Source organism: Achromobacter sp. FW305-C-28, assembly GCF_058783235.1.
On record NZ_JBYSYL010000004.1, the window covers coordinates 368,704 to 392,305 of the forward strand.

Genomic DNA, 23,602 nt, shown 5'->3' on the forward strand with positions numbered 1-23,602 from the left:
CTGACATCCCCTCACAGGATTCCGCGCCATGAACGCACGTATCCCCGACGACGCCCTTCCTCCTACCCTCGATCCGAAGGCTCTGCAGGCTTTTGTGGACGACAAGTGGGATAACGAAATCATCCCCGCACTGACCGACTACATCGCCATTCCGGCCAAGAGCCCGGCGTTCGATGCCGACTGGGAAAAGAACGCGTTCATCGAGCGCGTGGTGCGCGACGCGGCCCAGTGGGTCGAAGCGCAGAAGGTCTCGGGCCTGACGCTGGAAGTGGTGCGCCTGCCGGGCCGCACGCCCGTCATCTTCTTTGACGCGCCGGCCACCCGCAGCGACAACGGCGATACGGTGCTGCTGTACGGCCACCTGGACAAGCAGCCGGAATTCTCGGGCTGGCGCGCCGGCCTGGGCCCCTGGACGCCCAAATACGAAGACGGCAAGCTGTACGGCCGCGGCGGCGCCGACGACGGCTACGCCGTGTACGCCTCGCTGACTGCCATCATGGCGCTGGACAAGCAGGGCATTCCGCGCCCCCGCTGCGTCGGCATCGTCGAAACCTGTGAAGAATCCGGCAGCTACGACCTGCTGCCCTATGTGGACGCGCTGCGCGACCGCCTGGGCAACGTGGCGCTGGTGGTGTGCCTGGACTCGGGCGCCGGCAACTACGACCAGCTGTGGATGACCACGTCGCTGCGCGGCATGGTGTCGGGCACGCTGGAAGTGCAGGTGCTGGACGAAGGCGTGCACTCGGGCGATTCCAGCGGCGTGGTGCCGTCGTCGTTCCGCATCCTGCGCCATCTGCTGGACCGCCTGGAAGACAGCGGCACCGGCCGCCTGCTGCCACAAAGCCTGCACTGCGAAATCCCGGCCGAACGCATTGAACAGGTTTCCGCCACCGCCCGCATCCTGGGCGACGAAGTGTGGCGCCGTTTCCCCTGGAGCTGCGGCGCCGAAGGCGGTTTCGTGCTGCCCATGACCACCGAGCCCGAACAGGCCCTGCTGAACCGCACCTGGCGTCCGACGCTGTCGGTGACCGGCGCCGAAGGCCTGCCGCCGCTGTCCAGCGCCGGCAACGTGCTGCGTCCGCGCACTGCCTTCAAGCTGTCGCTGCGCCTGCCGCCGCTGGTCGACGCCGTGGCCGCCTCGCAGGAAATCAAGGAACTGCTCGAAGCCGACGCGCCCTACAACGCCAAGGTCATCTTCAAGGCCAACGAAGGCGCCGCCACCGGCTGGAACGCGCCCGCATCCGTACCGTGGCTGACCAGCGCGCTGGACGCCGCCTCACAGCAGTACTACGGCTCGCCCTGCGGCTACATCGGCCAGGGCGGCACGATTCCGCTGATGAGCATCCTGCAAAAGGGCTTCCCCAAGGCGCAGTTCATGGTCTGCGGCGTACTGGGCCCGAAGTCCAACGCCCACGGCCCGAACGAATTCCTGCACGTGCCCTACGGCAAGAAGCTCACGGCCGCGGTCGCCCAGACGATGGCCGCCATGCCGGCCGCTTGACGGGCGGACACGCGTTACCGAGCGCGGGCTATATCAAGCCCGCGTTTTTCTTTTCCAGGATTGCCCACATGATTTCCACCTCCGACGCCTACGCCAACGTGGTCGCAGAAACCCGCCACTGGCTGAACCAGGCCGTGATCGGCCTGAACCTCTGTCCGTTCGCCAAGGCGGTTCAGGTCAAGGACCAGATCCGTTTTGCCGTCAGCGATGCGACCGACGCCGAAGGCGTGTTGACCGATCTGCAGGATGAACTGGCCCTGCTGGCCGAAGCCGATCCGGAAAAGATCGACACGACCCTGCTGATCATTCCCGACGCGCTGGACGATTTCCTGGATTTCAACGACTTCGAGGAACTGTCCGACCGCCTGCTCAAGCGCATGCGCCTGGTGGGCGAGTTGCAGGTCGCCACCTTTCATCCGCAGTTCCAGTTCGCCGATACCAAGCCGGACGACATCGAGAACTACACCAACCGTTCGCCGTACCCGATCCTGCACCTGCTGCGCGAAGACAGCATCGACCGCGCGGTGGAATCCTTCCCGGATGCCGCCGAGATCTACGAAAAGAATATCGAGACGATGAACCGCCTGGGTCTTGCAGGCTGGAAGCGCCTGATGACCAAGGCGTGAGACTCACCGGGATATCCCTAGATAGCCCCGGCGCCCTATTGCATACAAGATACCGCCATTGAGACCCCCGCCGTTCGGCGGGCGGCCTGTGCCTCCTTTCCCCCTTGTCGTTGATCGCATGGCTCGCCGCGGCCGGATGCCGCGCGCCTGCCGTGCACGCCTGTCCGGAGAGCCTTATGCCGTTCACCCGCCGCCATGCCCTGGGCGCGCTTGCCGCGCTGCCGCTGATGCCTCGCCCCGCCCGGGCGCAGGCTGACTTTCCTGTCCGCCCCGTACGGCTGCTGGTCGGCTTTGCGCCGGGTGGCCTGACCGACATTGCCGCGCGCGCGCTGGCCGAGCGCATGGCCAAGATATTGAAGGGCAACGTGGTGGTGGAGAACCGCCCGGGCGGCCAGGCCATCATCGCCACCGTGGCGGTGGCGCGGGCCGAACCCGACGGCTACACGCTGGGGTTCGCCGGCACCAACGGCATGATCCTGAACCCCTTGCTGTACAACAACCTGCCGTACCAAGTGTCGGACTTCAAGCAACTGGGGTCGATGGGCAAGTCGCCCATGCTGCTGATCGTGCATCCGGCGCTGGGCGTGAAGAACGTGCAGGAATTCATCGCGCTCGCCAAGAAAAAGCCGGGCGACCTGACCTGCGCGCACGCCGGGCGCGGCGTCATCAACCACCTGGCGCTGCTGCACTTCCAGTCCAAGACCGGCACGCAGTTCCAGGACGTGCCCTACAAGGGCAGCGGCCCCGCGCTGCTGGACCTGATGGCCGGCACGGTGCAAAGCACGTTTGATTTTCCGACCTCGGCGCTGCCCAACATCCAGTCGGGCAAGTTGCAGGTGCTGGCGGTGACGGCCGACAAGCGGCTGTCCAGCCTGCCCGACGTGCCCACCATGAAAGAGGCGGGCGTCGACGGCATGGAGCTTTACACCCGCATGATGATTTCGGGCCCGGCCGCGATGCCGGGCAGCGTGGTCCGCACGCTGGAAAACGCGGTGCGCGAAGGCACGCGCGACCCCGGCCTGGTGCAGCAGTTTGCCGCGCAGGGCGTGACGGTGGAATTCACCTCGTCGGCCGACCTGGACCGCGTCATTGCCGAAGAATCCGCGTTGTGGGCCGGCGTGATCCGCGCCAACAACGTGCCCAAGACCGACCTGAAAGGCTGAGAACCCGCCATGACCGAACAGCCCCGCATCACTGTCAGCCCGGAATTCGCGCTGATCGACGTTGCCCGCGAGATCCGCATCGACGGCTTCGCGCCCTATGCCTTCGTGACCGTCACGGCCCGCATGCGCATGTGCGGCGCGCCGTGGCAGTCGCAAGCCGTGTTCATGGCCGGCCACGACGGCAGCCTGGACCTGGGGCGCGACTGCCCGGTGTCCGGCAGCTACGCCGAACCGTCGGCCATGGGCATCGTCTGGTCGATGGTGTGCACCGAAATGGAACGGGTGGTGTTTCCGCCCGACCGCACCGAGCCGCTGATCGTCGAGCTGCATGCCACCGACGGCCAGCGCAGCGCCACTGCGCAGCTAGTGCAGGACTTCCTGGCCGATGGCGTGACGCACCGGCCGGTGCGCGAACAAGTGGGCGGCATGACCGTATCGGGCGAACTCTACACGCCCGCTGGCCCCGGCCCGCATCCGCTGGTGGTCTACATGAACGGCTCGTCCGGCGGCGTCAACGCGCCGCGCGCCGCGCTGTTCGCCGCCCGTGGCTACCAATGCCTGGCGCTGGGCATTTTCAATTACGAGGGCCGGCCCAAGTACCTGAACGACATGCCGCTGGAATACTTCGCGCAGGCGCTGCGCTGGGCCCGCGACACGCTGCAGCCACGGGACGGCTTCGTGGCGCTGTCGGGCATCAGCCGGGGCGGCGAGACTTCGTTGCTGGCTGCGGCGCATTATCCCGAGCTGGTCAGCGCGGTGGTGGCCTACGTGCCGTCGCCCGTGACGCATGGCGTGGTCAGCGCGGGTGAGCCGGGCACCGGGCGTAATGCGCAGGTCTGGCGCAAGGCCGGCGAGCCGCTGCCGCACCTGTGGCAGGACAACGCTACCGCCGACTGGGACGCGGCCTATGCGTCCGACCCGCCGTATCGGCAGACCCACGCTTTTCTCAGCGCCAGCCGCGACGCCGCGGCGTTCGAACGGGCCCGCATTCCGGTCGAGCACTATCCGGGGCCGGTCATGCTGGTCAGCGCGTCCGACGACGGCTTCTGGCCCAGCACGGCGTATTCCGAAATCGTGATGCGTCAGCGCCAGGCGCATGGCCTGCCCACGTTCCACCATGTCTGCATGGGGGCGGGGCACCACGTGCACTATCCCTACCTGCCGGCCACGCTGATCAGCAAGCCGCACGCCATGTCCGGCCTGCTGCTGGACGCGGGCGGCACGCCGGCCGCCAATGCGGCGGGCAACGAAGGGTCTTACCTGGCGGTGCTGGATTTCCTGGGGCGTGCGTCGGGTGGCGCTCGTGCGCAGCAGGCCTGAAGGTCGGGCAGTGACGGGCGCGCGGCCCGTGTGCCTGCGGCAGGCTTCAGTGGCCGTGCCTGAACAGTCGTTCGCTGATGAAATCCACGAATACGCGCACCTTGGGCGACAGGTTGCGGTTGGACGGCCACAGCGCCTGAAAGCGGCCTTCGCCTTGCACATGGTCGGCCAGCACGACCTGCAAGGCCCCGCTCGCCACCGCGTCGCGTACCAAAAAGTCGGGCATGCAGCCGATGCCGAAGCCGCTGACGGTGGCGCCCAGCAGCGCTTCCATGTTGTTGCAGGTGAATGCCGGGGCCAGGCGCGGCGGCGCGTCGCCCGCGGGCAAGATCAGCGGCCATTCCTGCAGCGTGCCCGCGTTGGGATAGCGAAAGCGCACGGCGCGGTGCCGTTCCAGGTCGCGTGGCCGCGCGGGCACGCCGTGCTGCGCCAGGTAGGCCGGCGCCGCGCATAGCTGCAACCGGTACTTGCCCAACGTGCGGGCCGCCAGGCGCGAGTCGGGCAGGTCGCCGCTGCGGATGGCCACGTCGACCCGTTCGCCGATCAGGTCGACGATACGGTCGTTGAAATCCATGTCCAGTTCGATGCCCGGATAGTGCGCCGCGAAGGCCGGCAGCACGGGCAACAGGAAGTGGTAGCTGACCAGCGGGGCGCTGACGTGCAGCCGCCCGCGCGGCACTTCCAGCGTCTGCGACAGCATGGCGTGGGCATCGTCCAGGTCTTCCAGAATGCGTTTGCAGCGCTCGTAGAACAGCTGGCCTTCTTCGGTGAGCTGCATGCGGCGCGTGCTGCGCTGGAACAGGCGCACGTGCAGGTCTTTTTCCAGCTTGGCCACGGCCTTGCCGATGGCGGACGGCGACAGGTCCAGGTCGCGGGCAGCGGCGGCAAAGCCGCCGAGTTCGGCGCTGCGGACAAACGGCATCAAGCCGCTCAAGCGGTCCATGGGGGCTCCATTGAGGAATTTAATTCTTCTATGTGTGGATTTTTACCCTATTTATCCAGAAGCCATGCGCAAGTATCTTCAATGCCGTTGCGTCTACTTCTGGTTTCCTCATGTCCTCATCCCCTGTTGCCCCGCTTGCCGCGGCCCGCAAGACCCTGATCCTGATCGCCGTATGCCTGGCTTGCGCGGCCATGCCGCTCAGCTTTACCGGGCCGGCCGTCGCGCTGCCGTCGATCGCCCGGGCGCTGGGCGGCGAACCGGTGGCGCTGAACTGGGTCACCAATGCCTTCATGCTGGCGTTTGGCAGCGCGCTACTGGTGGCCGGCGCCCTGGCTGACCGCTATGGCCGCCGTCGGGTGTTCCTGGCCGGCACGGCCTTGTTCATCGCGGCCTCGATCGGCCTGGTCTACGCGCCCGGCATCGTCAGCTTCGATTGGCTACGCGCCGCGCAAGGCTTGGGCGGCGCGGCGATCTTCTCGGGCGGGGCCGCCGCCCTGGCGCAGGAATTCGATGGCCTGCCGCGTATGCGGGCGTTCAGCCTGCTCGGGGCGAGCTTCGGCGCGGGCCTGTCGTTCGGGCCGATTTCGTCGGCGTGGCTGATCGAACACTACGGCTGGCGCAGCATCTTCTTGCTGGTGATCGGCCTGGCGGTGGTGGCGTTGGTGCTGGGTGTGCGCAACCTGCGCGAATCGCGCGACCCTGACGCGGGCCGGCTGGACTGGCCCGGCGCGGCCGCCTTCACTGCGGCGCTGGCGCTGCTGACGTGGGGCATCATGCGGGGGCCACAAGAAGGTTGGGGCGATCCGCTGACGCTTTCGATGCTGGCGGGCGCGTTGCTGCTGTTCGTGGCTTTCACGCGGATCGAACTGCGCACGGCGCGGCCGATGCTGGACCTGACGCTGTTTCGCTACCCGCGCTTTGTCGGCGTGCAGTGGCTGGCGGCCGCGCCGGCCTATGCCTTCGTGGTGCTGCTGATCCTGCTGCCGGTGCGTTTCATCGCCGTGGACGGCCTGAGCGAAATCGCCGCGGGCCGCTTGATGATCGCGCTGTCGGCGCCGTTGCTGCTGCTGCCGGTGGCGGCCGGCCTGATGACGCGCTGGCTGGCGCCCGCCGTCATCTGCGGCGCCGGCCTGCTGGTGTCCGCGGGCGGCCTGGCGTGGCTGGCCGTGGCGATGGCGGCCGGTGAGCCCCAGGCCTTCATCGGCCCGATGCTGATGATCGGCGTGGGCATCAGCCTGCCGTGGGGGCTGATGGACGGCCTGGCGGTCAGTGTCGTGCCCAAGGAACGCGCGGGGATGGCGACGGGCATTTTCAGCACCACGCGAGTGGCGGGCGAGGGCGTGGCCCTGGCCATCGTCAGCGGCGTGCTGGCCGGACTGACGGCGCGGCACATCGGCGCGGCGGTTCCGGGCGGGGCTGCGCACGCCGCCGAGGCCGCCCAGCGGCTGGTGGCGGGCGATTTCGCCGCCGCCGCGCAGTGGCTGCCCGCGGTCGGGCGCGCGGCATTGGTGCAGGCTTCGGGGCAAGCATTCGCCAGCCTGTTGTGGGGGCTGGCGGCCGTGACCGTGCTGACCGCGCTGATCGTGTTCCTGTGCCTGGGGCGAACGGAACCGAAGCCCGCCGCGCGTCAGCCCAGCCGCATCGACACTTCCACATCGCCGCTGAACGGCGTCGAGAGATAGCCCGATGCCGGCGACCGCACGCGGGCCAGGTATTCGGGGCAGTAGTCGGCGTTGTCGGCCACGATCATCGCACCCGGGCGCAGGCGGCTTTCCAGCAGCGCCAGGATGTCGGAATACAAAGCCTTGGCGCCATCGAGCAGCACCAGGTCGATCTGGTCCGGCAGGTCGGCGGCCAGCGTTTGCAGCGCGTCGCCCTGGCGCAATTCCACCAGGTCCGCCAGGCCGCCCGCGGCCAAGTTCTCGCGGGCACGCACCACCTTGGACGGCTCGAACTCGCTGGTGATCAGGCGGCCGCCGCCGTTGTCGCGCAGCGCGGCCGCCAGGTGCAGCGTCGAGATGCCGAACGAGGTGCCGAATTCCACGATGTGGCGCGCGTTGCCGCTGCGCGCCAGCATGTAGAGCAGCGTGCCGGTTTCGGGCGAGACGGCCAGCGGCAGGTCTTTCATGCGGCCGTAGAAATCGCGGTAGTCAGTCTTGCTGCGCATCAGCCGGGTCTGTTCGGCGTCCGACATCGTGGTCAGGGCCGGGTCGGCGGCGGACCACGACGCGTCGGCCTGCGTGAACAGCAGGTCCAGGAGCGGGGCCACGGGGGAGGAAGTCAGGGTGTTGGTCATGCGAGGGGTCCGATATCAAATGAGCGGTTGCGGCAGCATCAGAGGGCCTGTCGGATCGGTCCGTTGAAGCGCTGCCGGTGCCGGTTTAGAATACGACGAATTCGTCGCATTTCTCTATTCGCATTTCCGGATATCCCATGCCCACTCGCCGCAACGCCAGGCTTTCAGAGCGAAAACAGCCCCAGCAGACCCGTTCGGCAGAACTGGTCGCCGCCATTCTGCAAGCCGGGGCTCAGGTTTTGGCCAAGGAAGGCGCACAGCGCTTCACCACGGCGCGGGTCGCGGAAAAGGCCGGCGTCAGTATCGGGTCGCTCTATCAGTACTTTCCCAACAAGGCCGCCATCCTGTACCGCTTGCAGATGGAAGAATGGGCGCAAACGTCAGGCCTGCTGCGCGGTATTCTGGAAGACGCCAGCCAGCCGCCGCGCGAGCGTCTGCGCACGGTGGTGCGCACGTTCCTGCATTCCGAATGCGAGGAAGCCGTGATGCGCGTGGCGCTCAACGACGCCGCGCCGCTGTACCGCGATGCGCCCGAAGCCAAGGCCACCAAGGAAGAGGGCGCCCGCATCGTCCAGGTCTTTCTGCGCGAAGCGCTGCCGCAGGCATCCGAGGCCACCCGCGCGCTGGCCGGCGACCTGATCACCACCACGTTTAGTTCGGTCGGCAAGCAATTCTCGGAAAGCCCGCGCACCGCTCAGGAAATCGACGCCTATGCCGATGCGCTGGGCGACATGCTGTGTGCCTACCTGGACAGCCTGGCGTCATCCGCCCGGGGGTAAGATTGCCGCTCATTCCTGCGCCTGCGAGGTTAGGCCATGCATTCTCGTTTTGACGTCGCCAACGGCCATGCCGTGCTGGCCGGCGAAACCATGGGTCGTGGTGATCCCGTCGTTTTTCTGCATGCGTCCATCTGCGATCGCCGCATGTGGCGGCCCCAGATGGCAGGCATCGCTGCAAGTTGCCAGGCCATCGCCTACGACCGTCGCGGCTTCGGCGACACACGCGGACAGGCCGAGGAACATTCGGCCGTGGCTGACCTGATGGCCGTCATCGAGGCGGCCGCCGGGGGCAAGCCGGTGATCCTGGTGGGGTGCTCGCAAGGCGCACGCATCGCCCTGGACGCGGCGCTGCTGCATCCCGCCTCGGTGCGCGGCCTGGTGCTGATATCGCCGACGGTAGCCGGCGCGCCCGAAGCGGCGCTGCCACCCGCGCTGCAAGCGCTGATGGCGCCGTTGAAGACGGCCGAGGCCGCGCGCGATATCGATCAGGTCAACCGCCTGAAAGCGCGCTTGTTCCTGGACGGTCCCCTGGCCGCCGAAGGCCGTGTCGCCGGATCGGTGCGCGAGCAATTCCTGGACATGCATGGGCAGGCGCTGCGCGCTGCGCCCGCGGGCGCCAGCCAGGACAACGTGGCCGCGTACGCGCGCCTGCAGGAGTTCACGGCGCCCGCGCTGGTGATGTGGGGCAATCTGGATTTTCCCCACATCCAGGAACGCGCGCGCCGCGTGGCGCAGATGCTGCCCCAGGGCGAGGCGTACGAATCGGTAGACGCCGCGCATCTGCCCAGCATGGATCATCCAGCGGCCATCACGGAACGCCTTCTGGCCTTCATTCGCCGCTGTCCGCCTGGCGCGGGCCACGCTTTTTCATAACGGACGCTCATGCCGCATTCCGCTCCCGTCGCGCTGGTCACCGGATCCACGTCCGGCATCGGCGCCGCCATCGCCCGGCGCCTGTCGCGTGACGGCTATTCCCTTGTGCTGCATTCGCGCCGTTCGGCCGATGCCGGCCATGCGCTGGCCGCCGAACTCGGTTCGGCCGTCTACGTGCAGGCCGACCTGGCCGTCGACGCCGACCGGGTCCGGCTGGTGCGCGAAGCGGTTGCCGCCTGGGGGCGGCTGGACGTGCTGGTCAACAACGCCGGCATCAGCCGCGTCATCCCGCATGGCGACCTGGCCGCCGCGACGCCGGACGTCTGGCACGAGATGCACGAAGTGAATGTGGTGGCGCCGTTTCGCCTGGTGGCCCACGCGCAGCCCGCGCTGCTGGCAGCGGCCGCGGGCGGCAGGTCGGCGTGCGTCGTCAATGTCAGTTCGCACGCCGGGGTGCGGCCCAAGGGCGCGTCCATTCCCTACGCGGCGGCCAAGGCTGCGCTGAACCACGTGACCCGGCTTCTGGCCGTGTCGCTGGCCCCGAACATCCGCGTCAACGCGGTGGCGCCGGGCCTGGTGGACACGCCGTTGACGCAGGACTGGACGGCGGCGCAGCAACTCTGGAAAGAACGCGCGCCGATGCGCCGCGCGGCCAGCCCGGACGACATCGCGCAGGCGGTGGCGTTGCTGGTGCAGTCCGATTATCTGACCGGAGAAATCCTGCTGTCGGATGGCGGCTTGAACCTGACCTGACGGGCCTACGCCGGGGCGCGTGGCGTGCGTGGGCCAGCGGCGTCTTCGTCTTCGGCAGGCGCTACGCCGGGCACGCCCCGGCGGATGTTGCGGGAGTACTGCGCCGGGTCCGTCGTGGCGCGGGCCCGCTCGGTATAGCGCCCGGCGCGCCGATAGGCCACCGCGCTGTCCGCGCCTTCCAGCGTGCCCAGCCGGTACAGGTATTCGGGCAGGTAACCCGACAGCAGCAGCCGGTAGTTCAGCGGCAGTCCGGGCACGATCTTGTCGGCCAGCTGGTAGATGATGGTGATGCAGTTGGCGGTCAGCGTGTTGTAGAAGCGCGGGTGGCGCGCCAGCTGGCTCGCCGTGTCCACATACGACAGCAGCAGCTTGCGTGCCGCGCCGTCGGGCATGTGCACGCGGTACAGGTAGCCGTCTTCGCCGCGGATATTGGTGCGCACGCGCAGGCTGTCTTCTTCGGCAGAAGCCAGCACCGACAGTTCATACTGGCGAAAGAACCCGCCGATTTCCGAAAACTTGTCGTGCCGCTTGCGGCGGATTTCCACCGAGAACACCACCTGCTGGCCTTCGGTAAAGCCGAACGACACCAGCGCGTGCGCGATGGCCGGGCGGCCCCAGTACGACAGCGCCAGGTCCACCGAGGCCAGGCGCGACAGGTCATAGGTGCGCGTTTCCCAACGCGCGTCGTAGTCGGTGGCGCTGCGCCAGTTGAAGTTGCGCACGTTGCGCAGCGTCAGCGTGTCCCCCTGCACCGAGCCTTGCGTGATGCGGGCGACTTCCGGAATCCAGTCGCGGTCGTTGGACGGGCGCACGCCCCAGCGCCACCAGGCCAGCAGCATCAAGAGCAGCCCGCCGAAGACCCAGGCCGGCCAGGCGTGGCCCGTGGCCAGCCCGATCAGCGCGGCGGCCGCCAGCGCCAGCCAGGCCGCGGGCAGCAGGGGCCGCCACCGCGTACCCATCAAGGGCTGGAACCACAGCGCCAGCGCGCCCCAGGCCGCGCCCGCCGCAATGGCCAGGCCAGCGGCAACGGCCCAGATCATGGCTGGGCCTGCGCGTTGCGGGCGCCTGCCTCGCGGTCCTGGCGGCGCCAGCCGGCGCGCAATGCCGCGATCTGGCGAATGGCGGCCTGCGACATCTTCCACCAGCCGAAAGGCCGCGGGTCGGCCAGCATGCTCAGCGCACGGGCATAGTCCAGCGTCAGCCCCGGGGTCCAGGCCATGGTCAGGGCGCGCTTGCGGATCTGCGCGGCCACCCAGAGTTCGGGCGTCAAGAGCAGGCGCAGCAGCACGCCCCAGCCGGCGCGCGGGCCATGCAGGCGGCCCACGACGCCGTCCAGCGCGGCTTCCAGCGCCGCCGACACCGAACTGGAGCAATTGCGGTGCGTCAGGTTGTAGATCTCGGTCTGGCGGTAGACGTCCCAGAACGCCTGCAGCTTGGCCGCGTCATAGTTGCGGATGCGCACCCGCATGGTCGAGGGGCACCAGGCGCGCGATTCGGTGGCGTAATCGGGCTGGTACACGCCGGGCACGTTGTTGTCGGCGGTGGCGCGCAGCAGCGTGCCGAACTGTTCGGGCGAATGATCGATTTCCTGCGCGGGGTACAGGCTGATGTACACGCCTTCGGGCGATTCCAGCGCGGCGTGGCCGGTGGACACCACGCCGTTGATGTCGACCGCGGCGATGTAGCGGTCCAGCACCGGGTAGTTGCGCGTGGCCGTCTTGGCGGAACCGGACGGCGTCCACACGTGCACCGTCAAGGCCCGTTCGCTGGCTTGCGGCGGGCCGTCGAACACGGTCTGGGCCGGACCGTCGACACGGGTCGGCATGAAGTCGGGATGCGGGTTGTCGGCTAGCGCCGGGTTGGAATCCAGGCTGCGCACCCGGCGCGCCAGCCACACCAGCTTCATGCCCGAAAACGCCAGAAACAGGCCCAGGCAGTACGGGACCGTGCCCACGTAATGCGTGGGGTAGGGTTGGAAGAAGAAGATCGCCAGCAGGATCTCGACCACGCCGGACGCGAACACATAGCGCCAGCGCGGATAGCGCACCACATAGGCGGCGATGCACTGCAGCAACCCGTCCGCCAGGAACAGCAGGCCGAAGATCATCGACAGCAGGAAATGGCCGTGGTGGTGGCCCGCCAGAATCAGGACGCCGGCGGCCAGCACGAACAGGCCCTTGGCGTAGCGCAGCACCCGCTGGCCGCCCACCCCGGACGTGGCGATGGCCAGCGTGGCCAGCCCTTCGATGACGAACAGCGTGGCGAACAGGTACAGCGGGAAATACAGCGCCCCGTCCAGCGCATCGATGAAGATCGTGACGCCGGCGGCCAGTACCAGCCAGCCGATGATGGCGAGCGTGCGCGCGCGCTTGTGCAGGTAATCAACGCCGAGCAGCAGCAAGACCAGGTGACTCATGTTCCTAGCGCTCCGTGAGTAGGGGCAGGTATTGCGGTTCGGGCTTGGCGGGCAGCGCTGGGCGGAATAGGTCGCGGCGCGGCTGCCAGGGCGGTACTAAAGTATCACGGGTGGCACGCCGTGCGGGCGGCGAGCCGGCGTCGCCAGGACGCCGGCGTCAGGCCAGCCTAGCGAGGGGTCACGGCCTGCAGCCAGTGGCGGGTCAGGTCGAGCACGATGCGTTCCTGTTCGCGGTGCGGTACGTGGCCGCAGTTTTCCAGCAGCGCCTGCTTGCCGCCGGTCAGGCCCGCGATGCGTTCGGGATGCGCCGCCGAGCCGTACTCGTCCAGTTCGCCATGCAGCGCCAGCACGGGGCTGCGCACCCGCCGCAGCGTGTCGTTCAAATTCCAGTCGGCAAAGGCCGGCGACAGCCAGGTATCGACCCAGGCGGCCAGCACCCAGGCGGCCTTGTCGCCGTGGTATTTCTTCAGCCGGTCCAGTTGGCCGGGTTCGGCGAAATTGCGTTGGGCGGCGCGAATGCCGTCCAGCGTGCGGTCTTCGGCGAACGCCTGGGCCGACTCGGTGATGAGCGCCACGCAGTCGTCGGGGTAGGCCGCCGCCGCGCAGATCGCCATGCCGCCGCCCACGCTGTGGCCCAGGCCGATGTAGCGGCCGATGGCCAGCGCCTGGCGCAGGTCATGAAAGCCCTCGTGGGCCTCGGCTTCGACGAAGCCGGTGGCGAGCACGGCGGGGTTGGGGTCCGACTGGCCGAAGCCCAGCCGGTCGTAGGCGATGACGCTGCGGCCGGTGGCCGCGGCCAGGTGCTCGGGAAAATCACGCCACAGGTCGACGCAGCCCAGCGAGTCGTGGAACAGCACGATGGGGGCCAGGTTTGCTGCCGAGTTTCCCGCCCCAATGCTGTCAGCCCTGTCAACGTCCTGGCCCGCGGGGTCCCAGCGGCGCGCGAAAAGGCGGCCTTGCCGGGTGGGCACGTGGATATCCTGGCGGGCAATCGGAAGCATGTAGGGGGTCCTGGGGGCTAGGGCGCACCGTGGCGCCGTCCGTGGGTAGCCCCCGATTATAGGAAACCCGTGCCCCGTTTATTCCTCGCTGGCCCATTCGACCTGCACGCCCAGGCTGCGCAGGTTTTCGACAAAGCGCGGGTGGGCGCGGCGGATGGGGGTGGCGTTGCGGATTTCCGAGCGGCCGTCGATGCTGCTGGCGATCATGAAGAGCGCGATCGCGACCCGGATGATGTAGGGGCTTTCGACCACCGCTGGCGTCAGCGGATTGCCGCCAAAGGTGATGACCCGGTGCGGGTCCGACGAAAACACGTGGGCGCCGAACTTGGACAGTTCGCCCGTCCAGCCCAGCGCACCGTCGTAGACCTTGTTCCAGAACATCGCGTTGCCTTCGGCGCACACGCCCAGCGCGATGAAGATCGGCAGCAGGTCCACCGGAAAATACGGCCACGGCGCGGCTTCGACCTTGGTCAGCACATTGCTGGTGAAGGGCGTCTGCACCTTCAGCGGGCCGTTGCGCAGCGCGCGCGACCAGCCGTTTTCGTGCACGATCTGCACGCCGAACTTGGCGAAGGTGCGGTCGATCAGCGGGAAATTGCCGGGCGTGCTGTTGCGCACCACCACGTCGCCGCCGGTGATGGCGCCCAGCGCCAGGAAGGTCGTGATTTCGTGGAAATCTTCTTCGAAGGTGAATTCGCCGCCCCGCAAGGTGGCACCGCCGCGCACCGTCAGGCGCGAGGTGCCGATGCCGTCGATGTCGGCGCCCATCATGGCCATGAAGCGGCAGAATTCCTGCACGTGCGGTTCGGATGCGGCGTTGGTCAGGGTCGATTCGCCCGCGGCGGCCGCCGCGCACAGTACGAAGTTCTCGGTGGTGGTGACCGACGCGTAGTCCAGCCAGTGGTGGGTGGGCTTGAGCGGGCCGGCGCTGCGCACCAGCAAGGAACCGCTGGCGCGTTCGACTTCGCCGCCGAACGAACGGAAGATGTCGACGTGCGGGTCGATCTCGCGCACGCCCAGCGTGCAGCCCTTGACGTTGTCTTCCAGCCGGGCCACGCCAAAGCGCGCCAGCAGCGGGGGTACCAGCATGATGGACGAGCGCATTTCCTCGGGCAGCCGGTGCTGCGCCGCGTCGAACGCGGTGTCGCGGTGGTGCAGGTCCAGCGTGCGGGTGCTTTCGTCCAGCCGCACCTCGCTGCCCAGCGTGCGGAAGATGTCCAGGATCTTGCGCACGTCGGTGATGTCGGGCACGCCATGCAGTCGCAGCGGCTGGTCGGTCAGCAGCGTGGCGCACAGCACGGGCAGCACGGCGTTCTTGTTGGCTGACGGAATGACGCGGCCGCGCAGGGGCGTGCCGCCGTGGACGATGAGATTGGACATGGGCGAGGAGCTGGGACGACAGGAAAAGCGGTTGGGGGAAGGGCGCGGGAAATTGTACCGGGCGGGCCTGGCGGGCGCCGGGCGGCCCTGGCGAAAATGGTGTCAGACTGCAAACCGTGTTGCCTGGCTTTGCGTGGGCAGGGGTATCGGTCCCCCGCCCAGCTGATCGACGCCGGCCTGGACGGCAATACCCGCCGCGCTAACCTTTCGCGCCCGAGGCGGTCGGCAGCAACAACCCGCCGGTGCCGAACGCCAGCCGCGCAAAGCGCTCGCCCATGCGGCGGTGCGACGCGCCGTCGGGATGCAAGCGGTCGGGCAGCGGCAGTTCGGCAAAGTCGGCCGGGCCATACAACGTCATGCCATCCAGATAGCGCAGCTGCGGATCGGTGGCGGCGCGCTGCGTCACGATGCGACGCAGTTCATCGCGAATCACTGTCAATGTCAGCTTGCCGGCCTGGCGCTCGGCCGGGTTGCCGGTGGCGCGAAATGCCACGTTGCCGGCGGCCAGGGCGTCGGTATCGAAGGCCCCGGGGCCCGGCGTGTCTTCATGGATCGGGCAATGGACCGGCGACACCACCAGCAACGGCGTGTCGGGATGGCCGTCGCGGATCGTGTCCAGGAAACCGTGCACTGCCGGGCCGAAGGCGCGCAGCCGCATCAGGTCCGCGTTCACCAGGTTGATGCCCAGCTTCAGGCTGATCACGTCGGCCGGCGTGTCGCGGATGACGCGGGCGGTGAAGGGGTCGAGCAGCGCGCTGCCGCCGAAACCCAGGTTCACCAGTTCCACGGCGCCCAGGCGAGCGGCCAGCGCAGGCCAAATGGCGGTGGGGCTGTCGCCGTTGGATCCGTGGCTGATCGAGCTGCCGTGATGCAGCCACACCGGCCGGCCATCGCTTTGCACCGGTTCAAGCGGGGCATCGCTGCGCAGGGCGACCAGTTCGGTGGTTTCGTTGTGGGGCAGCCAGATCTCGACCCGCTTGGCGTGGCCGGGCAGATCGTCAAATCGCAACGTCGCGACTGCACCCGTGTGCCGCGAGACGGCACCCGTAGCCATGTTGATCGTGATTACATCGCCGCCATCAGCGCTGGCCTGCGCCGCCAGTTGGCCGTCGATCAGCAGGTCGTAGATGCCCACAGGTCGTGGCGGTACACCGGCATAGACGTAGCGCGTGGGGGCAACATCCAGTTCAATCCGCGTGGCGGTGGTCTGGAACACCAGGCGCACACCCGACGGCTGCGATTCGGCCATGGCCAGTTGCGGGTCCGGGCACTGCTGGCGTGCCCATGCAGGCAGGCGATGCGGCAGCAGGCCGCGCGCGGTCGTTTCCAGTTCCAGGGCCCCGCGCACCAGCGCCTGGGCGATTGAGGTGGCGTTCAAGGCAGGGCGCGCGTTCGTCATGCGGTGGAATCCGTGCGGGTTCAAAGCGCGCGATCTTAGCAAGGGCGGGCGACCGGCGATAGCGCGGCGCCCGCCGGCTGGCTATTGCGGCGCCGGGGCGCGGCGCTTGCGGATCAGCACCGCACCGCCGATGGTCAGGAGCAAGCCGCCGCCCAGGTAGGGCAGCCCGAAGATCAGCGCCCAGAAGAACAGCGCGGTCTTGCTGTCGTTGGCAGCCTGCGCGCCCGCCGTGGCGGCATCTTGTATGCCGGCGTTCATCGTAAGCACGCTGGCGATCAGCGTCAGCAGCAGCGTCACGCCGAGCAGCACGCAGCCCCAGCCGGCACGGCGTCGGTTGTCGTAAATACGAAGCAAGGCGGCCGCCACCACGACCGTGATCACCGCGCTGATGAGGGTGCCGGTGATCAGCATGCGGTCGAGCACGGCGGGGTCATCGGCCACATAGGGTTGCCCTGCCGGGTGGTTCAGACCGAACAGCACGATCAGTATGGGATTGACGACGCCAAACGCCGCCCGGCCAACCAGCAGGCCGAATACAACGCTGGTAATCCATTTGATCAGGGTGGGGTTCATTCGGGGTTCCCGCAGGTGCCGAGGTGGCAACAGGATACCGCTAATCGGCGCATCCCTTGGCGCCGGCGGTGGCGCGAGACAGCGCCGCATTCGCCTCCCAGTAGCGTGACAGGGCCGCAACGACCGTCTCGGGCGCCGTGTCCCGGGAGGAACATGGCAAGACGTACTGCCTGGACGTTGCCGCATAGCGGGTGCGCGAGCCCTTGCAGGCGTTCCTGGGCGGCTGATAGCCCGCGGCCATGGTCAGCACGATCCGCTTGCTGGCGAGGGCGCCGGTGCCCGCCGACAGGTTCAGTTGTTCTTCCGTGCTGACGTCGGTGATCGGGTCCCAGGGGACCAAGGTGTTCAGGTCCGGCAGCCAGACGCCCTTGTGCGACAGCACGGCGTAGGGTTGGCGCTGCAGCCAGAACGCCCGCAGGGCTGCCTTGGTCAGGTGCAAGCCGCTGACGATGCCAATGGCGCCGATGAGCCAACGCTTCAATTCCAGACCCGCCAGCAGGCCCGCAACCAGCAGCAATCCCCCTGCCAGGCCGCAGAGCAGGGCGGCGCCCCAGCCGTGTTCGTAGAGTTTGACCGGCGCGGCGCCCGTCAGGGACCGGCGTCGCAGCGAAGCGATGTCTTGCGCAAGCGCCTGCCGGGCGAGGGCGCGGTAGTCGAATTCGGGGAGGGTATCGAAGGACGAAGCGTTCTGGGCGCCGGCGGCGCTCAGGGGGACAGGCGGTTTCATGAGAAGAATCGAGGATTGCGTAGCGCAACTGCAGGGTGGGCCAAGGCCTTGCAGATTACGCAGCGCAATCCCCCGCGAACATTGGAATGTTCTGATTTTTGCCGTGCCACGGCAGGGCGTCGGTCGCCTCGTTCTTCGAGGGCAACGGCGCGGCAGGCCGCCGCGCCGCAGGCACTTCAATAGTAGATATCGACGTAGTCTGTCAGGCCGCCGCACGCTTCCATCTGCTGCAGGCGCCAGTATTTGCGCTTGCCGGTAGCGCGGAATTCATAGTCGCCGGTGCGTTCGCAGCGACGGCCCGGGTCGGGTGCGTTCAGGATCAGGATGGTGCCGCGGAAAGTGAAGCGGTCGGCCGAGATCGAGACCACGTCGCCGCGCAGTTCCACCGAGCGGTCGCCGTTGATCTGGCCGCCTTCCAGGCTCACCACGTCGCGGTCGTCGCGCGCCGTCAGGTGGCCGCGCTTGTCGCTCCAGAGCCACTGCAGGGTGACGCCGCTGTTGTTGCGCAGGCGCTCGTAGGCGGCCTGGTCCAGGATTTCGGTTTTCTGCACCCGTTGCAGAGACTGGCCCGGGGCTGCGGCCTGGCCGGTTTGCGGCTGCGCTTGTTGCGGCTGCGCCTGGGGCTGGGCCTGCGGTTGCCGGGGCGGCAGCGCCGGCGATTGGGATTGCGGCTGCGATTGCGGTTGCACTTGGGACTGGGGGCGGGGCGGGAGCTGGCCCGGTGCCAATGCCGGCGCATCCCCCGGCGCCGCCATGGCCGGCGCCGCCGCCACAAAAGCCAGGCCCAGGGCAACAGCGTAAATGCCGGACATAAGCCGCTTCTTGGCGGGCGCGAAAGCCGGGGCGCGATCGGGGTTCATATGCATAGGGATGTCGTGTAGGAAGTAGGAAGTGCTTTGCCGCTATGGCAGGGCACGTTTTACGGGGTACGTTTTACCAGGGACGGACTACCGGGCCGTAACTTAGCACGCGTCATGCGTTCGCCCATTGCCGATTTTCTGTCTTATGTATCTATTCGTTAACAGCAAAATGACGGCCCAACGCTCGCATGAACGCCGGCGTTTCAGGGCTTGGGCTTGCGATTCATTTCGTATTTAGGCCGGCTGCGAAAATTCTTCATTGCATAGTCCAGAAACTCGGCCTTGCTGATGCGTCCGTCGCCGTCGGAGTCCATCGCGGCCACCTGTTCCGAGGTCGCTTCATTCAAGAGCGGACCGCGCGTGAGATAACCGTCGCCGTTGATGTCCTGCTTGTCGAATGCCGCTTCCATGCGGGCGTAGTATTCCTGCTCGGTCATGGGGCGGTTGACGGCGTCGGGGGCCGGATTGGCGCCGGCTTTACCCGCGCTCGTTTGGCTTTTGTCGGTTCTACCGGCGCCAGTCTGGTTTTCGCCCGGCTTGGCCGGCTCGGCTGTTTTGGCGTCCGACTTGCCAGGTTGCGCGGCAGCCGGGGCCGGGGCCGCGGGCGTCGATTGCGCCATCGCGCCGCCCGTCAGCAAGGCAAGCAGCAACGCTGCGGTCAGGCTGCCGGTCCGGGTGACATTTTTCATGGTTATCCTTTTAGACAATCAAGCGGCGCAAATCATATCGCTGACTGGAATAACCCGTGTTGCCATATGTTTTCGAATAATAAATAACTCAGGGATCGAGGATGACGACAATCAGCGTGCGGACTCGGGACGTCACCGCGGTTGGCCTAGCTCAGGTCGTCGTATAGGTAGGGCGCGTATTGATAGTCGTGGGTGGTCGGGGCGGGCGTGGCCAGCAAATGCCGGTGCCAGTACTTGCCGGGCTCGTTCAGCCAGCGGAATTTTTCTTCGCGCGCCAACTGGCACAAGGAAGACAGGTCGGCGCCATAGCGCACCAGCAGCGCGACCAATTCGTGGACCATGGGTGAGTCGAGCTTGCGACGGTCGATTTTCAGGGTGAAATCCCGGCCTTGTCTCGCGTGGTTCGTAATGGCCGGGATGGCAGCCAGGGCGTCGAAGAATCGTTGTTCGTCACCTTGAGAGAAAAAACGGACTAGCGGTATCTTCATATCCACGGCACACGGCTCCAGCGCCGAACCTGGCTGCCGCGGGCGGGCGTGGTGGGGAGTGGCCCCGGGCATCGGTTCGCGCAAAAGCCTCGAGAGTACGCAGCGCCTGTCCGATCTTCCCATTGGAAGATTCTGATTTTTCAGGGTAGCAGTCGCATTCCCGTGCGTTTCACGAATTCTTCGTAGCTGATCGGCGGGCCAGCCTTGGTACTGGCGCTGTTGGCCTGCCAATGCACCCATGAACGGCCACTGGTGGCGTCGTACACCACCTTGTAGATATAGGTCGGCACTGCCACGCCCGACCCGATGGTCTTGGGCCGGTCGGCATAGACCGGGCCGGTGAACACGTACACGTCACCCGCCGCCCGCATCACGTATTGGCGGGTGTCTTGTTCGATGCGGCTCCAGGGGCCGGCGTTGTGGGTCTGGTCCTGCGGCACCATGTTCGCCAGCGAAAAACTCTGCGCCATGGCTTCGGGCGTGGCCATGTCGCCAGCCGGCGCCATGTGGCCGCGGGAATAGCCCGAGCCCCGGTAATCGTCCAGCTCGGATCGTTCGGCGCGCGGCAGCCGGGCGTCGGCATAGAACTTGTCGGTGCGGTGCAGGCCCTTGGCCTGGCTCAGGTTCTGCCGGTTCAGCCGTTCGGCCACGAACACGGGGGTCTTGGTCTGGCCATTGTGCAGGATCGCGAACGACGAAAAACAGACCTCGCGCAATCGCTGGCTGGCCGGCACGGCGGGCGGGCGCGCGTTCGGAAAGAATTGCGGGCAGTCGGTGAAGGTGGTCTGCACCAGCGCCGAATTGGGTGCGGGCAGCGCCACCGGCGCCGTGCGCTCTTGCGACGGCCAACCCAGCCGCGACAGGATGTCGCTGGCCGATGCCGGCATCCGCCACTGCGGATTCAGCATGTAGGTGGCGGCGCCGAAGCTGGCCAGCGAGGTCACGACCAGCGCCCGTAAAAAACGGGGAATGCGGCCGGCGGACCGGGAATTCGTTCGAGAGGGGGGGCTTCTCTTTCTGGGGGCGGGTTTCTTCGCGCGCGTCATGCTACCTGGGGCTACGGACCGGCCGCCAGAGGCAGCCAATGTGACCCCGGATTGTAGATGAGTGATGAATTTGTCACTTGGCGGCGCACAAGCGGACGCGCGACGCACCTTGAATGCGTCGTCGCCCTAGCGCCGAATCACGCTGTCAGTTCGGGCCGCGCGATCTCGATGACCCAGTCCACGAAGGTCTTGACCGCCGCCGTGGCGCGGGCCTGGGGGTAGACGATGGAAATCGGCACCGGCGCGCAGCGGGCATCGGCCAGCACTTCGCGCAGGCGTCCGCTGCGCAGGTAGACGGCAGCCGCCAGCTCGGATAGCTGAATCAGTCCCAGCCCTTCCAGCCCGCAGTGCAGGTAGGCCTCGGTTTCGTTGACGGCGTAGCGGCTGGGCAGGGTCACCGACATGGCCTTGCCCGCCACGCGAAAGCGCCAGTCCAGCGGCCGGCCGGTGGCGTTGGACAGGTAGTTCACGACGCGGTGCGAGGCCAGCGCCGCCACTGATTCCGGCTCGCCAAAGCGTTTCAGGTACTTGGGCGACGCGCAGGTCAGCCAGGTCAGTTGGCCCAAGGGGCGCGCCACCAGCGTGGAATCGGCCAGCGTACCGCTGCGGATCGCGCAGTCGATGCCTTCGTAGATCAGGTCCGTCGGCCGGTCGCTCAGGCCCAGCACCACCTCGATGTCCGGGTAGCGGGCTTCGAATTCAATCAGGCGCGGCACCACGATGGCGCGCCCGATGGTGCCCGGCATGTCGACGCGTACCCGACCGCGCGGGGCCTGGGTGGCGGCGGACACATCGCTTTCCGCGGCGGCAATATCGGCCAGGATGGCCTGGCAGGCGGCCAGATAGCGTTCGCCCGCCTCGGTCAGGCTCAGGCTGCGGGTGCTGCGCCGTAGCAGCGGCGTGCCCAGGTGGGCCTCCAGGTGCTTGATGACGGTGGTCACCGACGAACGCGGCATCGCCAGCGATTGCGCCGCGCGGCTGAAGCTGCGCGCCTCGACGACCCGCACGAACGTTGCCATCGCTTGAAGTTTGTCCATGGGCCATGCCTGCTGAAAGGGCGTGTGGTGAAGGGGCGGCGCATGCCTGCGCCGAGTCCGGCGGGGATGCGGCGATGTTAACAACGCCCCGGTTTTTACGGGCGGTTGGTCCCTGCGATGTGTATTCAAGCAGCGCGAACAATGGCCGGCCGAGGGGCTCCTACACTGGCCAACGCATCACCGCCGCGTCGTGTCGCATCGCTCTGGCGATCGGCCGCTGTCTTTAATTCATCGACTCATCCCTCGGGGACTTCCATGTTGAATCACAACACCATTCTCGTCCTGGGCGCCGGCCAGCTTGGCATGGCCATGCTGCGCGCCCTGGCGCCGCGGGCCCGCCAGGCCGGCGACGCGTCGCTATCGGTGCTGCTGCGCCCGTCGTCCGCAGCCTCCGACGACCCGGCCCGGCAGCAAGACCTGGCTGAACTGCGTGCGCTGGGCGTCGACATCGTCCACGGCGACCTGGCCGAACAATCGGCCGCCGAGCTGGCCGCTACCTTCGGCCATTTTCACACCGTGATCTCGTGCACGGGCTTTGTCGGCGGCCCCGGCGTGCAGCGCAAGATCGCGCGGGCCGCGCTGGATGGCGGGGTCAAGCGCTTCGTGCCCTGGCAGTTCGGGGTCGATTACGATGCCATCGGCCGGGGCAGTCCGCAGGACCTGTTCGATGAACAACTGGACGTGCGCGACCTGCTGCGGGCGCAGCAGGCCACCGAATGGGTCATCGTGTCCACGGGCATGTTCACCAGTTTCCTGTTCGAACCTGCCTTCGGTGTGGTCGACCTGGCCGCCAACCGCGTCAACGCGCTGGGCAGCCTGGACACGGCCGTGACCCTGACCACGGCCGACGACATCGGCGCGTTGACGGCCGAGATCCTGTTCGCCCAGCCGCGCATCGCCAACCAGGCGGTGTTCGTGGCCGGCGATACGGTCACCTATCGCCAGGTGGCTGACGCGCTGGATCGTGTGCGCGGCGGCCAGGTCGAACGCCACGAATGGACGGTGCCGGAATTGGAACGTCTGCTGGCCGCCGAGCCGGACAGCGCCATGCGCAAGTACCGCGCCGTGTTCGCCCAAGGGCGCGGTGTGGCCTGGGACAAGGGCGGGACCTTCAACGCCCGGCACGGCATCCCCGTCACGAGCATGCAAGACTGGCTGCGTCGCAGTATCCTCGACGACGCAGCCTTGTTCACGGGGCCCGTGCCCGCCGACGCGTCGCAAGCCGCGATGCGTCTTCGACAGGAGAATCCGAATGGTCAGCAAGAATACGATTTGCCTCTGGTATGACGGCGGCGCCCTGGAAGCCGCCCAGTTCTACGCCAAGACGTTTCCCGACAGTGCCGTGGGCCGGATCATGCATGCGCCCAGCGATTTTCCGTCCGGCAAGCGGGGCGACGTGCTGACGGTGGAATTCACGGTCATGGGCGTCCCGTGCCTGGGCTTGAACGGCGGCCCGGGCGTCAAGCACAACGAGGCCTTTTCGTTCCAGGTCGCCACCGACGACCAGGAGGAAACCGACCGTCTCTGGAATGCCATTGTCGGCAACGGCGGCAAGGAAAACGTCTGTGGCTGGTGCCAGGACAAATGGGGCCTGTCGTGGCAGATCACCCCGCGCGTGCTGACCGACGCCATCACCGACCCGGACCCGGGCGTGGCGGAGCGCGCCTTCGAGGCCATGATGCAGATGGGCAAGATCGACGTCGCCGCGATCGAGGCCGCGCGCCGGGGGTAG

The 23,602-nt window shown here is 67.5% G+C and carries 24 protein-coding genes; 10 read left to right on the forward strand and 14 right to left on the reverse strand.

Going from position 1 to position 23,602, the window contains the following annotated elements; genetic code table 11:
* The first annotated feature begins 28 nt into the window (after nt 1-28).
* From AC3WMR_RS13775 to AC3WMR_RS13790, 4 genes are all read left to right on the forward strand, one after another.
* Nucleotides 29-1,501, forward strand: coding sequence for a M20 family metallopeptidase (locus AC3WMR_RS13775; protein WP_492265469.1), 1,473 nt, complete (start codon nt 29-31; stop codon nt 1,499-1,501).
* Nucleotides 1,502-1,569: 68 nt separating this feature from the next.
* Nucleotides 1,570-2,127: a DUF1415 domain-containing protein gene (locus AC3WMR_RS13780; protein ID WP_492265470.1), complete on the forward strand. Its 558-nt coding sequence runs from the start codon at nt 1,570-1,572 to the stop codon at nt 2,125-2,127.
* Between the two features lie 176 nt (nt 2,128-2,303).
* A complete protein-coding gene (locus AC3WMR_RS13785; protein ID WP_492265471.1) occupies nt 2,304-3,290 on the forward strand; it encodes a Bug family tripartite tricarboxylate transporter substrate binding protein in 987 nt (328 codons plus the stop codon).
* A 9-nt stretch (nt 3,291-3,299) separates the two neighbouring features.
* Entirely contained in the window at nt 3,300-4,610 is a 1,311-nt protein-coding gene (locus tag AC3WMR_RS13790) for an alpha/beta fold hydrolase (RefSeq protein ID WP_492265472.1), read from the forward strand.
* Nucleotides 4,611-4,656: 46 nt separating this feature from the next.
* Here the strand turns inward: AC3WMR_RS13790 and AC3WMR_RS13795 are convergent, their stop codons facing one another.
* Nucleotides 4,657-5,553: a LysR family transcriptional regulator gene (locus AC3WMR_RS13795; RefSeq protein ID WP_492265473.1), complete on the reverse strand. Its 897-nt coding sequence runs from the start codon at nt 5,551-5,553 to the stop codon at nt 4,657-4,659.
* A 110-nt stretch (nt 5,554-5,663) separates the two neighbouring features.
* Between AC3WMR_RS13795 and AC3WMR_RS13800 the strand changes: the two genes are divergently transcribed.
* Nucleotides 5,664-7,235 (forward strand): MFS transporter, encoded by a 1,572-nt coding sequence (locus tag AC3WMR_RS13800; RefSeq protein ID WP_492265474.1) that lies wholly within the window; start codon nt 5,664-5,666, stop codon nt 7,233-7,235.
* Here AC3WMR_RS13800 and AC3WMR_RS13805 read toward each other — a convergent pair.
* Nucleotides 7,181-7,849: an O-methyltransferase gene (locus tag AC3WMR_RS13805; protein WP_492265475.1), complete on the reverse strand. Its 669-nt coding sequence runs from the start codon at nt 7,847-7,849 to the stop codon at nt 7,181-7,183. The two genes, AC3WMR_RS13800 and AC3WMR_RS13805, sit on opposite strands and share 55 nt — an antisense overlap.
* A 137-nt stretch (nt 7,850-7,986) precedes the next feature.
* Here AC3WMR_RS13805 and AC3WMR_RS13810 point away from each other — a divergent pair, with 137 nt between their 5' ends.
* The 3 genes from AC3WMR_RS13810 to AC3WMR_RS13820 are packed head-to-tail and all read left to right on the forward strand — an operon-like array spanning nt 7,987 to nt 10,254.
* On the forward strand, nt 7,987-8,628 hold the full coding sequence (locus tag AC3WMR_RS13810) for a TetR/AcrR family transcriptional regulator (protein WP_492265476.1): 642 nt from the start codon (nt 7,987-7,989) through the stop codon (nt 8,626-8,628).
* Between the two features lie 36 nt (nt 8,629-8,664).
* The gene (locus tag AC3WMR_RS13815) at nt 8,665-9,501 is read left to right on the forward strand and encodes an alpha/beta fold hydrolase (RefSeq protein ID WP_492265477.1); all 837 of its coding nucleotides are present in this window, start codon (nt 8,665-8,667) and stop codon (nt 9,499-9,501) included.
* Between the two features lie 9 nt (nt 9,502-9,510).
* A complete protein-coding gene (locus AC3WMR_RS13820) occupies nt 9,511-10,254 on the forward strand; it encodes an SDR family NAD(P)-dependent oxidoreductase (protein WP_492265478.1) in 744 nt (247 codons plus the stop codon).
* Between the two features lie 5 nt (nt 10,255-10,259).
* On the opposite strand, the gene AC3WMR_RS13825 is transcribed toward AC3WMR_RS13820, so the two are convergent.
* From AC3WMR_RS13825 to AC3WMR_RS13880, 12 genes are all read right to left on the reverse strand, one after another.
* The gene (locus tag AC3WMR_RS13825; RefSeq protein WP_492265479.1) at nt 10,260-11,294 is read right to left on the reverse strand and encodes an Lnb N-terminal periplasmic domain-containing protein; all 1,035 of its coding nucleotides are present in this window, start codon (nt 11,292-11,294) and stop codon (nt 10,260-10,262) included.
* Nucleotides 11,291-12,670, reverse strand: coding sequence for an HdeD family acid-resistance protein (locus AC3WMR_RS13830; protein WP_492265480.1), 1,380 nt, complete (start codon nt 12,668-12,670; stop codon nt 11,291-11,293). Before AC3WMR_RS13830 ends, AC3WMR_RS13825 begins: the two co-directional genes overlap by 4 nt.
* Nucleotides 12,671-12,837: 167 nt before the next feature.
* Entirely contained in the window at nt 12,838-13,671 is an 834-nt protein-coding gene (locus AC3WMR_RS13835; protein WP_492265481.1) for an alpha/beta fold hydrolase, read from the reverse strand.
* Nucleotides 13,672-13,749: 78 nt separating this feature from the next.
* Nucleotides 13,750-15,051, reverse strand: coding sequence for a UDP-N-acetylglucosamine 1-carboxyvinyltransferase (locus AC3WMR_RS13840; RefSeq protein WP_175192108.1), 1,302 nt, complete (start codon nt 15,049-15,051; stop codon nt 13,750-13,752).
* A 199-nt stretch (nt 15,052-15,250) separates the two neighbouring features.
* Entirely contained in the window at nt 15,251-16,450 is a 1,200-nt protein-coding gene (locus tag AC3WMR_RS13845) for an SGNH/GDSL hydrolase family protein (RefSeq protein WP_492265482.1), read from the reverse strand.
* 81 nt (nt 16,451-16,531) lie between these two features.
* Nucleotides 16,532-17,023 (reverse strand): hypothetical protein, encoded by a 492-nt coding sequence (locus AC3WMR_RS13850; protein ID WP_492265483.1) that lies wholly within the window; start codon nt 17,021-17,023, stop codon nt 16,532-16,534.
* Nucleotides 17,024-17,063: 40 nt separating this feature from the next.
* A complete protein-coding gene (locus tag AC3WMR_RS13855; RefSeq protein WP_492265484.1) occupies nt 17,064-17,750 on the reverse strand; it encodes a hypothetical protein in 687 nt (228 codons plus the stop codon).
* A 176-nt stretch (nt 17,751-17,926) separates the two neighbouring features.
* Nucleotides 17,927-18,562, reverse strand: coding sequence for a hypothetical protein (locus AC3WMR_RS13860; RefSeq protein ID WP_492265485.1), 636 nt, complete (start codon nt 18,560-18,562; stop codon nt 17,927-17,929).
* Nucleotides 18,563-18,813: 251 nt separating this feature from the next.
* On the reverse strand, nt 18,814-19,299 hold the full coding sequence (locus tag AC3WMR_RS13865; RefSeq protein ID WP_492265486.1) for an EF-hand domain-containing protein: 486 nt from the start codon (nt 19,297-19,299) through the stop codon (nt 18,814-18,816).
* 146 nt (nt 19,300-19,445) lie between these two features.
* Entirely contained in the window at nt 19,446-19,640 is a 195-nt protein-coding gene (locus tag AC3WMR_RS13870) for a hypothetical protein (RefSeq protein ID WP_492265487.1), read from the reverse strand.
* A gap of 287 nt (nt 19,641-19,927) precedes the next feature.
* Nucleotides 19,928-20,833 (reverse strand): DNA/RNA non-specific endonuclease, encoded by a 906-nt coding sequence (locus AC3WMR_RS13875; protein WP_492265488.1) that lies wholly within the window; start codon nt 20,831-20,833, stop codon nt 19,928-19,930.
* A gap of 137 nt (nt 20,834-20,970) precedes the next feature.
* Entirely contained in the window at nt 20,971-21,870 is a 900-nt protein-coding gene (locus AC3WMR_RS13880) for a LysR family transcriptional regulator (RefSeq protein ID WP_492265489.1), read from the reverse strand.
* Nucleotides 21,871-22,125: 255 nt separating this feature from the next.
* Between AC3WMR_RS13880 and AC3WMR_RS13885 the strand changes: the two genes are divergently transcribed.
* Nucleotides 22,126-23,157, forward strand: coding sequence for an aromatic alcohol reductase (locus tag AC3WMR_RS13885; protein WP_492265490.1), 1,032 nt, complete (start codon nt 22,126-22,128; stop codon nt 23,155-23,157).
* Complete coding sequence (locus AC3WMR_RS13890; RefSeq protein ID WP_492265491.1) at nt 23,123-23,602, forward strand: VOC family protein; 480 nt, start codon at nt 23,123-23,125, stop codon at nt 23,600-23,602. The genes AC3WMR_RS13885 and AC3WMR_RS13890 overlap by 35 nt, the downstream gene beginning before the upstream one ends.

Bases quoted from the DNA above. Each gene is read 5' to 3' on its own strand.
- AC3WMR_RS13790 (WP_492265472.1), top strand. From the start codon at position 3,300: ATGACCGAACAGCCCCGCATCACTGTCAGCCCGGAATTCGCGCTGATC.
- AC3WMR_RS13860 (WP_492265485.1), bottom strand. From the start codon at position 18,562: ATGTCCGGCATTTACGCTGTTGCCCTGGGCCTGGCTTTTGTGGCGGCG.
- AC3WMR_RS13890 (WP_492265491.1), top strand. From the start codon at position 23,123: ATGGTCAGCAAGAATACGATTTGCCTCTGGTATGACGGCGGCGCCCTG.
- AC3WMR_RS13865 (WP_492265486.1), bottom strand. From the start codon at position 19,299: ATGAAAAATGTCACCCGGACCGGCAGCCTGACCGCAGCGTTGCTGCTT.
- AC3WMR_RS13835 (WP_492265481.1), bottom strand. From the start codon at position 13,671: ATGCTTCCGATTGCCCGCCAGGATATCCACGTGCCCACCCGGCAAGGC.
- AC3WMR_RS13830 (WP_492265480.1), bottom strand. From the start codon at position 12,670: ATGAGTCACCTGGTCTTGCTGCTGCTCGGCGTTGATTACCTGCACAAG.
- AC3WMR_RS13785 (WP_492265471.1), top strand. From the start codon at position 2,304: ATGCCGTTCACCCGCCGCCATGCCCTGGGCGCGCTTGCCGCGCTGCCG.
- AC3WMR_RS13885 (WP_492265490.1), top strand. From the start codon at position 22,126: ATGTTGAATCACAACACCATTCTCGTCCTGGGCGCCGGCCAGCTTGGC.
- AC3WMR_RS13840 (WP_175192108.1), bottom strand. From the start codon at position 15,051: ATGTCCAATCTCATCGTCCACGGCGGCACGCCCCTGCGCGGCCGCGTC.
- AC3WMR_RS13870 (WP_492265487.1), bottom strand. From the start codon at position 19,640: ATGGTCCACGAATTGGTCGCGCTGCTGGTGCGCTATGGCGCCGACCTG.
- AC3WMR_RS13880 (WP_492265489.1), bottom strand. From the start codon at position 21,870: ATGGACAAACTTCAAGCGATGGCAACGTTCGTGCGGGTCGTCGAGGCG.
- AC3WMR_RS13845 (WP_492265482.1), bottom strand. From the start codon at position 16,450: ATGACGAACGCGCGCCCTGCCTTGAACGCCACCTCAATCGCCCAGGCG.
- AC3WMR_RS13825 (WP_492265479.1), bottom strand. From the start codon at position 11,294: ATGATCTGGGCCGTTGCCGCTGGCCTGGCCATTGCGGCGGGCGCGGCC.
- AC3WMR_RS13850 (WP_492265483.1), bottom strand. From the start codon at position 17,023: ATGAACCCCACCCTGATCAAATGGATTACCAGCGTTGTATTCGGCCTG.
- AC3WMR_RS13800 (WP_492265474.1), top strand. From the start codon at position 5,664: ATGTCCTCATCCCCTGTTGCCCCGCTTGCCGCGGCCCGCAAGACCCTG.
- AC3WMR_RS13875 (WP_492265488.1), bottom strand. From the start codon at position 20,833: ATGACGCGCGCGAAGAAACCCGCCCCCAGAAAGAGAAGCCCCCCCTCT.
- AC3WMR_RS13855 (WP_492265484.1), bottom strand. From the start codon at position 17,750: ATGAAACCGCCTGTCCCCCTGAGCGCCGCCGGCGCCCAGAACGCTTCG.
- AC3WMR_RS13775 (WP_492265469.1), top strand. From the start codon at position 29: ATGAACGCACGTATCCCCGACGACGCCCTTCCTCCTACCCTCGATCCG.
- AC3WMR_RS13810 (WP_492265476.1), top strand. From the start codon at position 7,987: ATGCCCACTCGCCGCAACGCCAGGCTTTCAGAGCGAAAACAGCCCCAG.
- AC3WMR_RS13805 (WP_492265475.1), bottom strand. From the start codon at position 7,849: ATGACCAACACCCTGACTTCCTCCCCCGTGGCCCCGCTCCTGGACCTG.
- AC3WMR_RS13815 (WP_492265477.1), top strand. From the start codon at position 8,665: ATGCATTCTCGTTTTGACGTCGCCAACGGCCATGCCGTGCTGGCCGGC.
- AC3WMR_RS13780 (WP_492265470.1), top strand. From the start codon at position 1,570: ATGATTTCCACCTCCGACGCCTACGCCAACGTGGTCGCAGAAACCCGC.
- AC3WMR_RS13795 (WP_492265473.1), bottom strand. From the start codon at position 5,553: ATGGACCGCTTGAGCGGCTTGATGCCGTTTGTCCGCAGCGCCGAACTC.
- AC3WMR_RS13820 (WP_492265478.1), top strand. From the start codon at position 9,511: ATGCCGCATTCCGCTCCCGTCGCGCTGGTCACCGGATCCACGTCCGGC.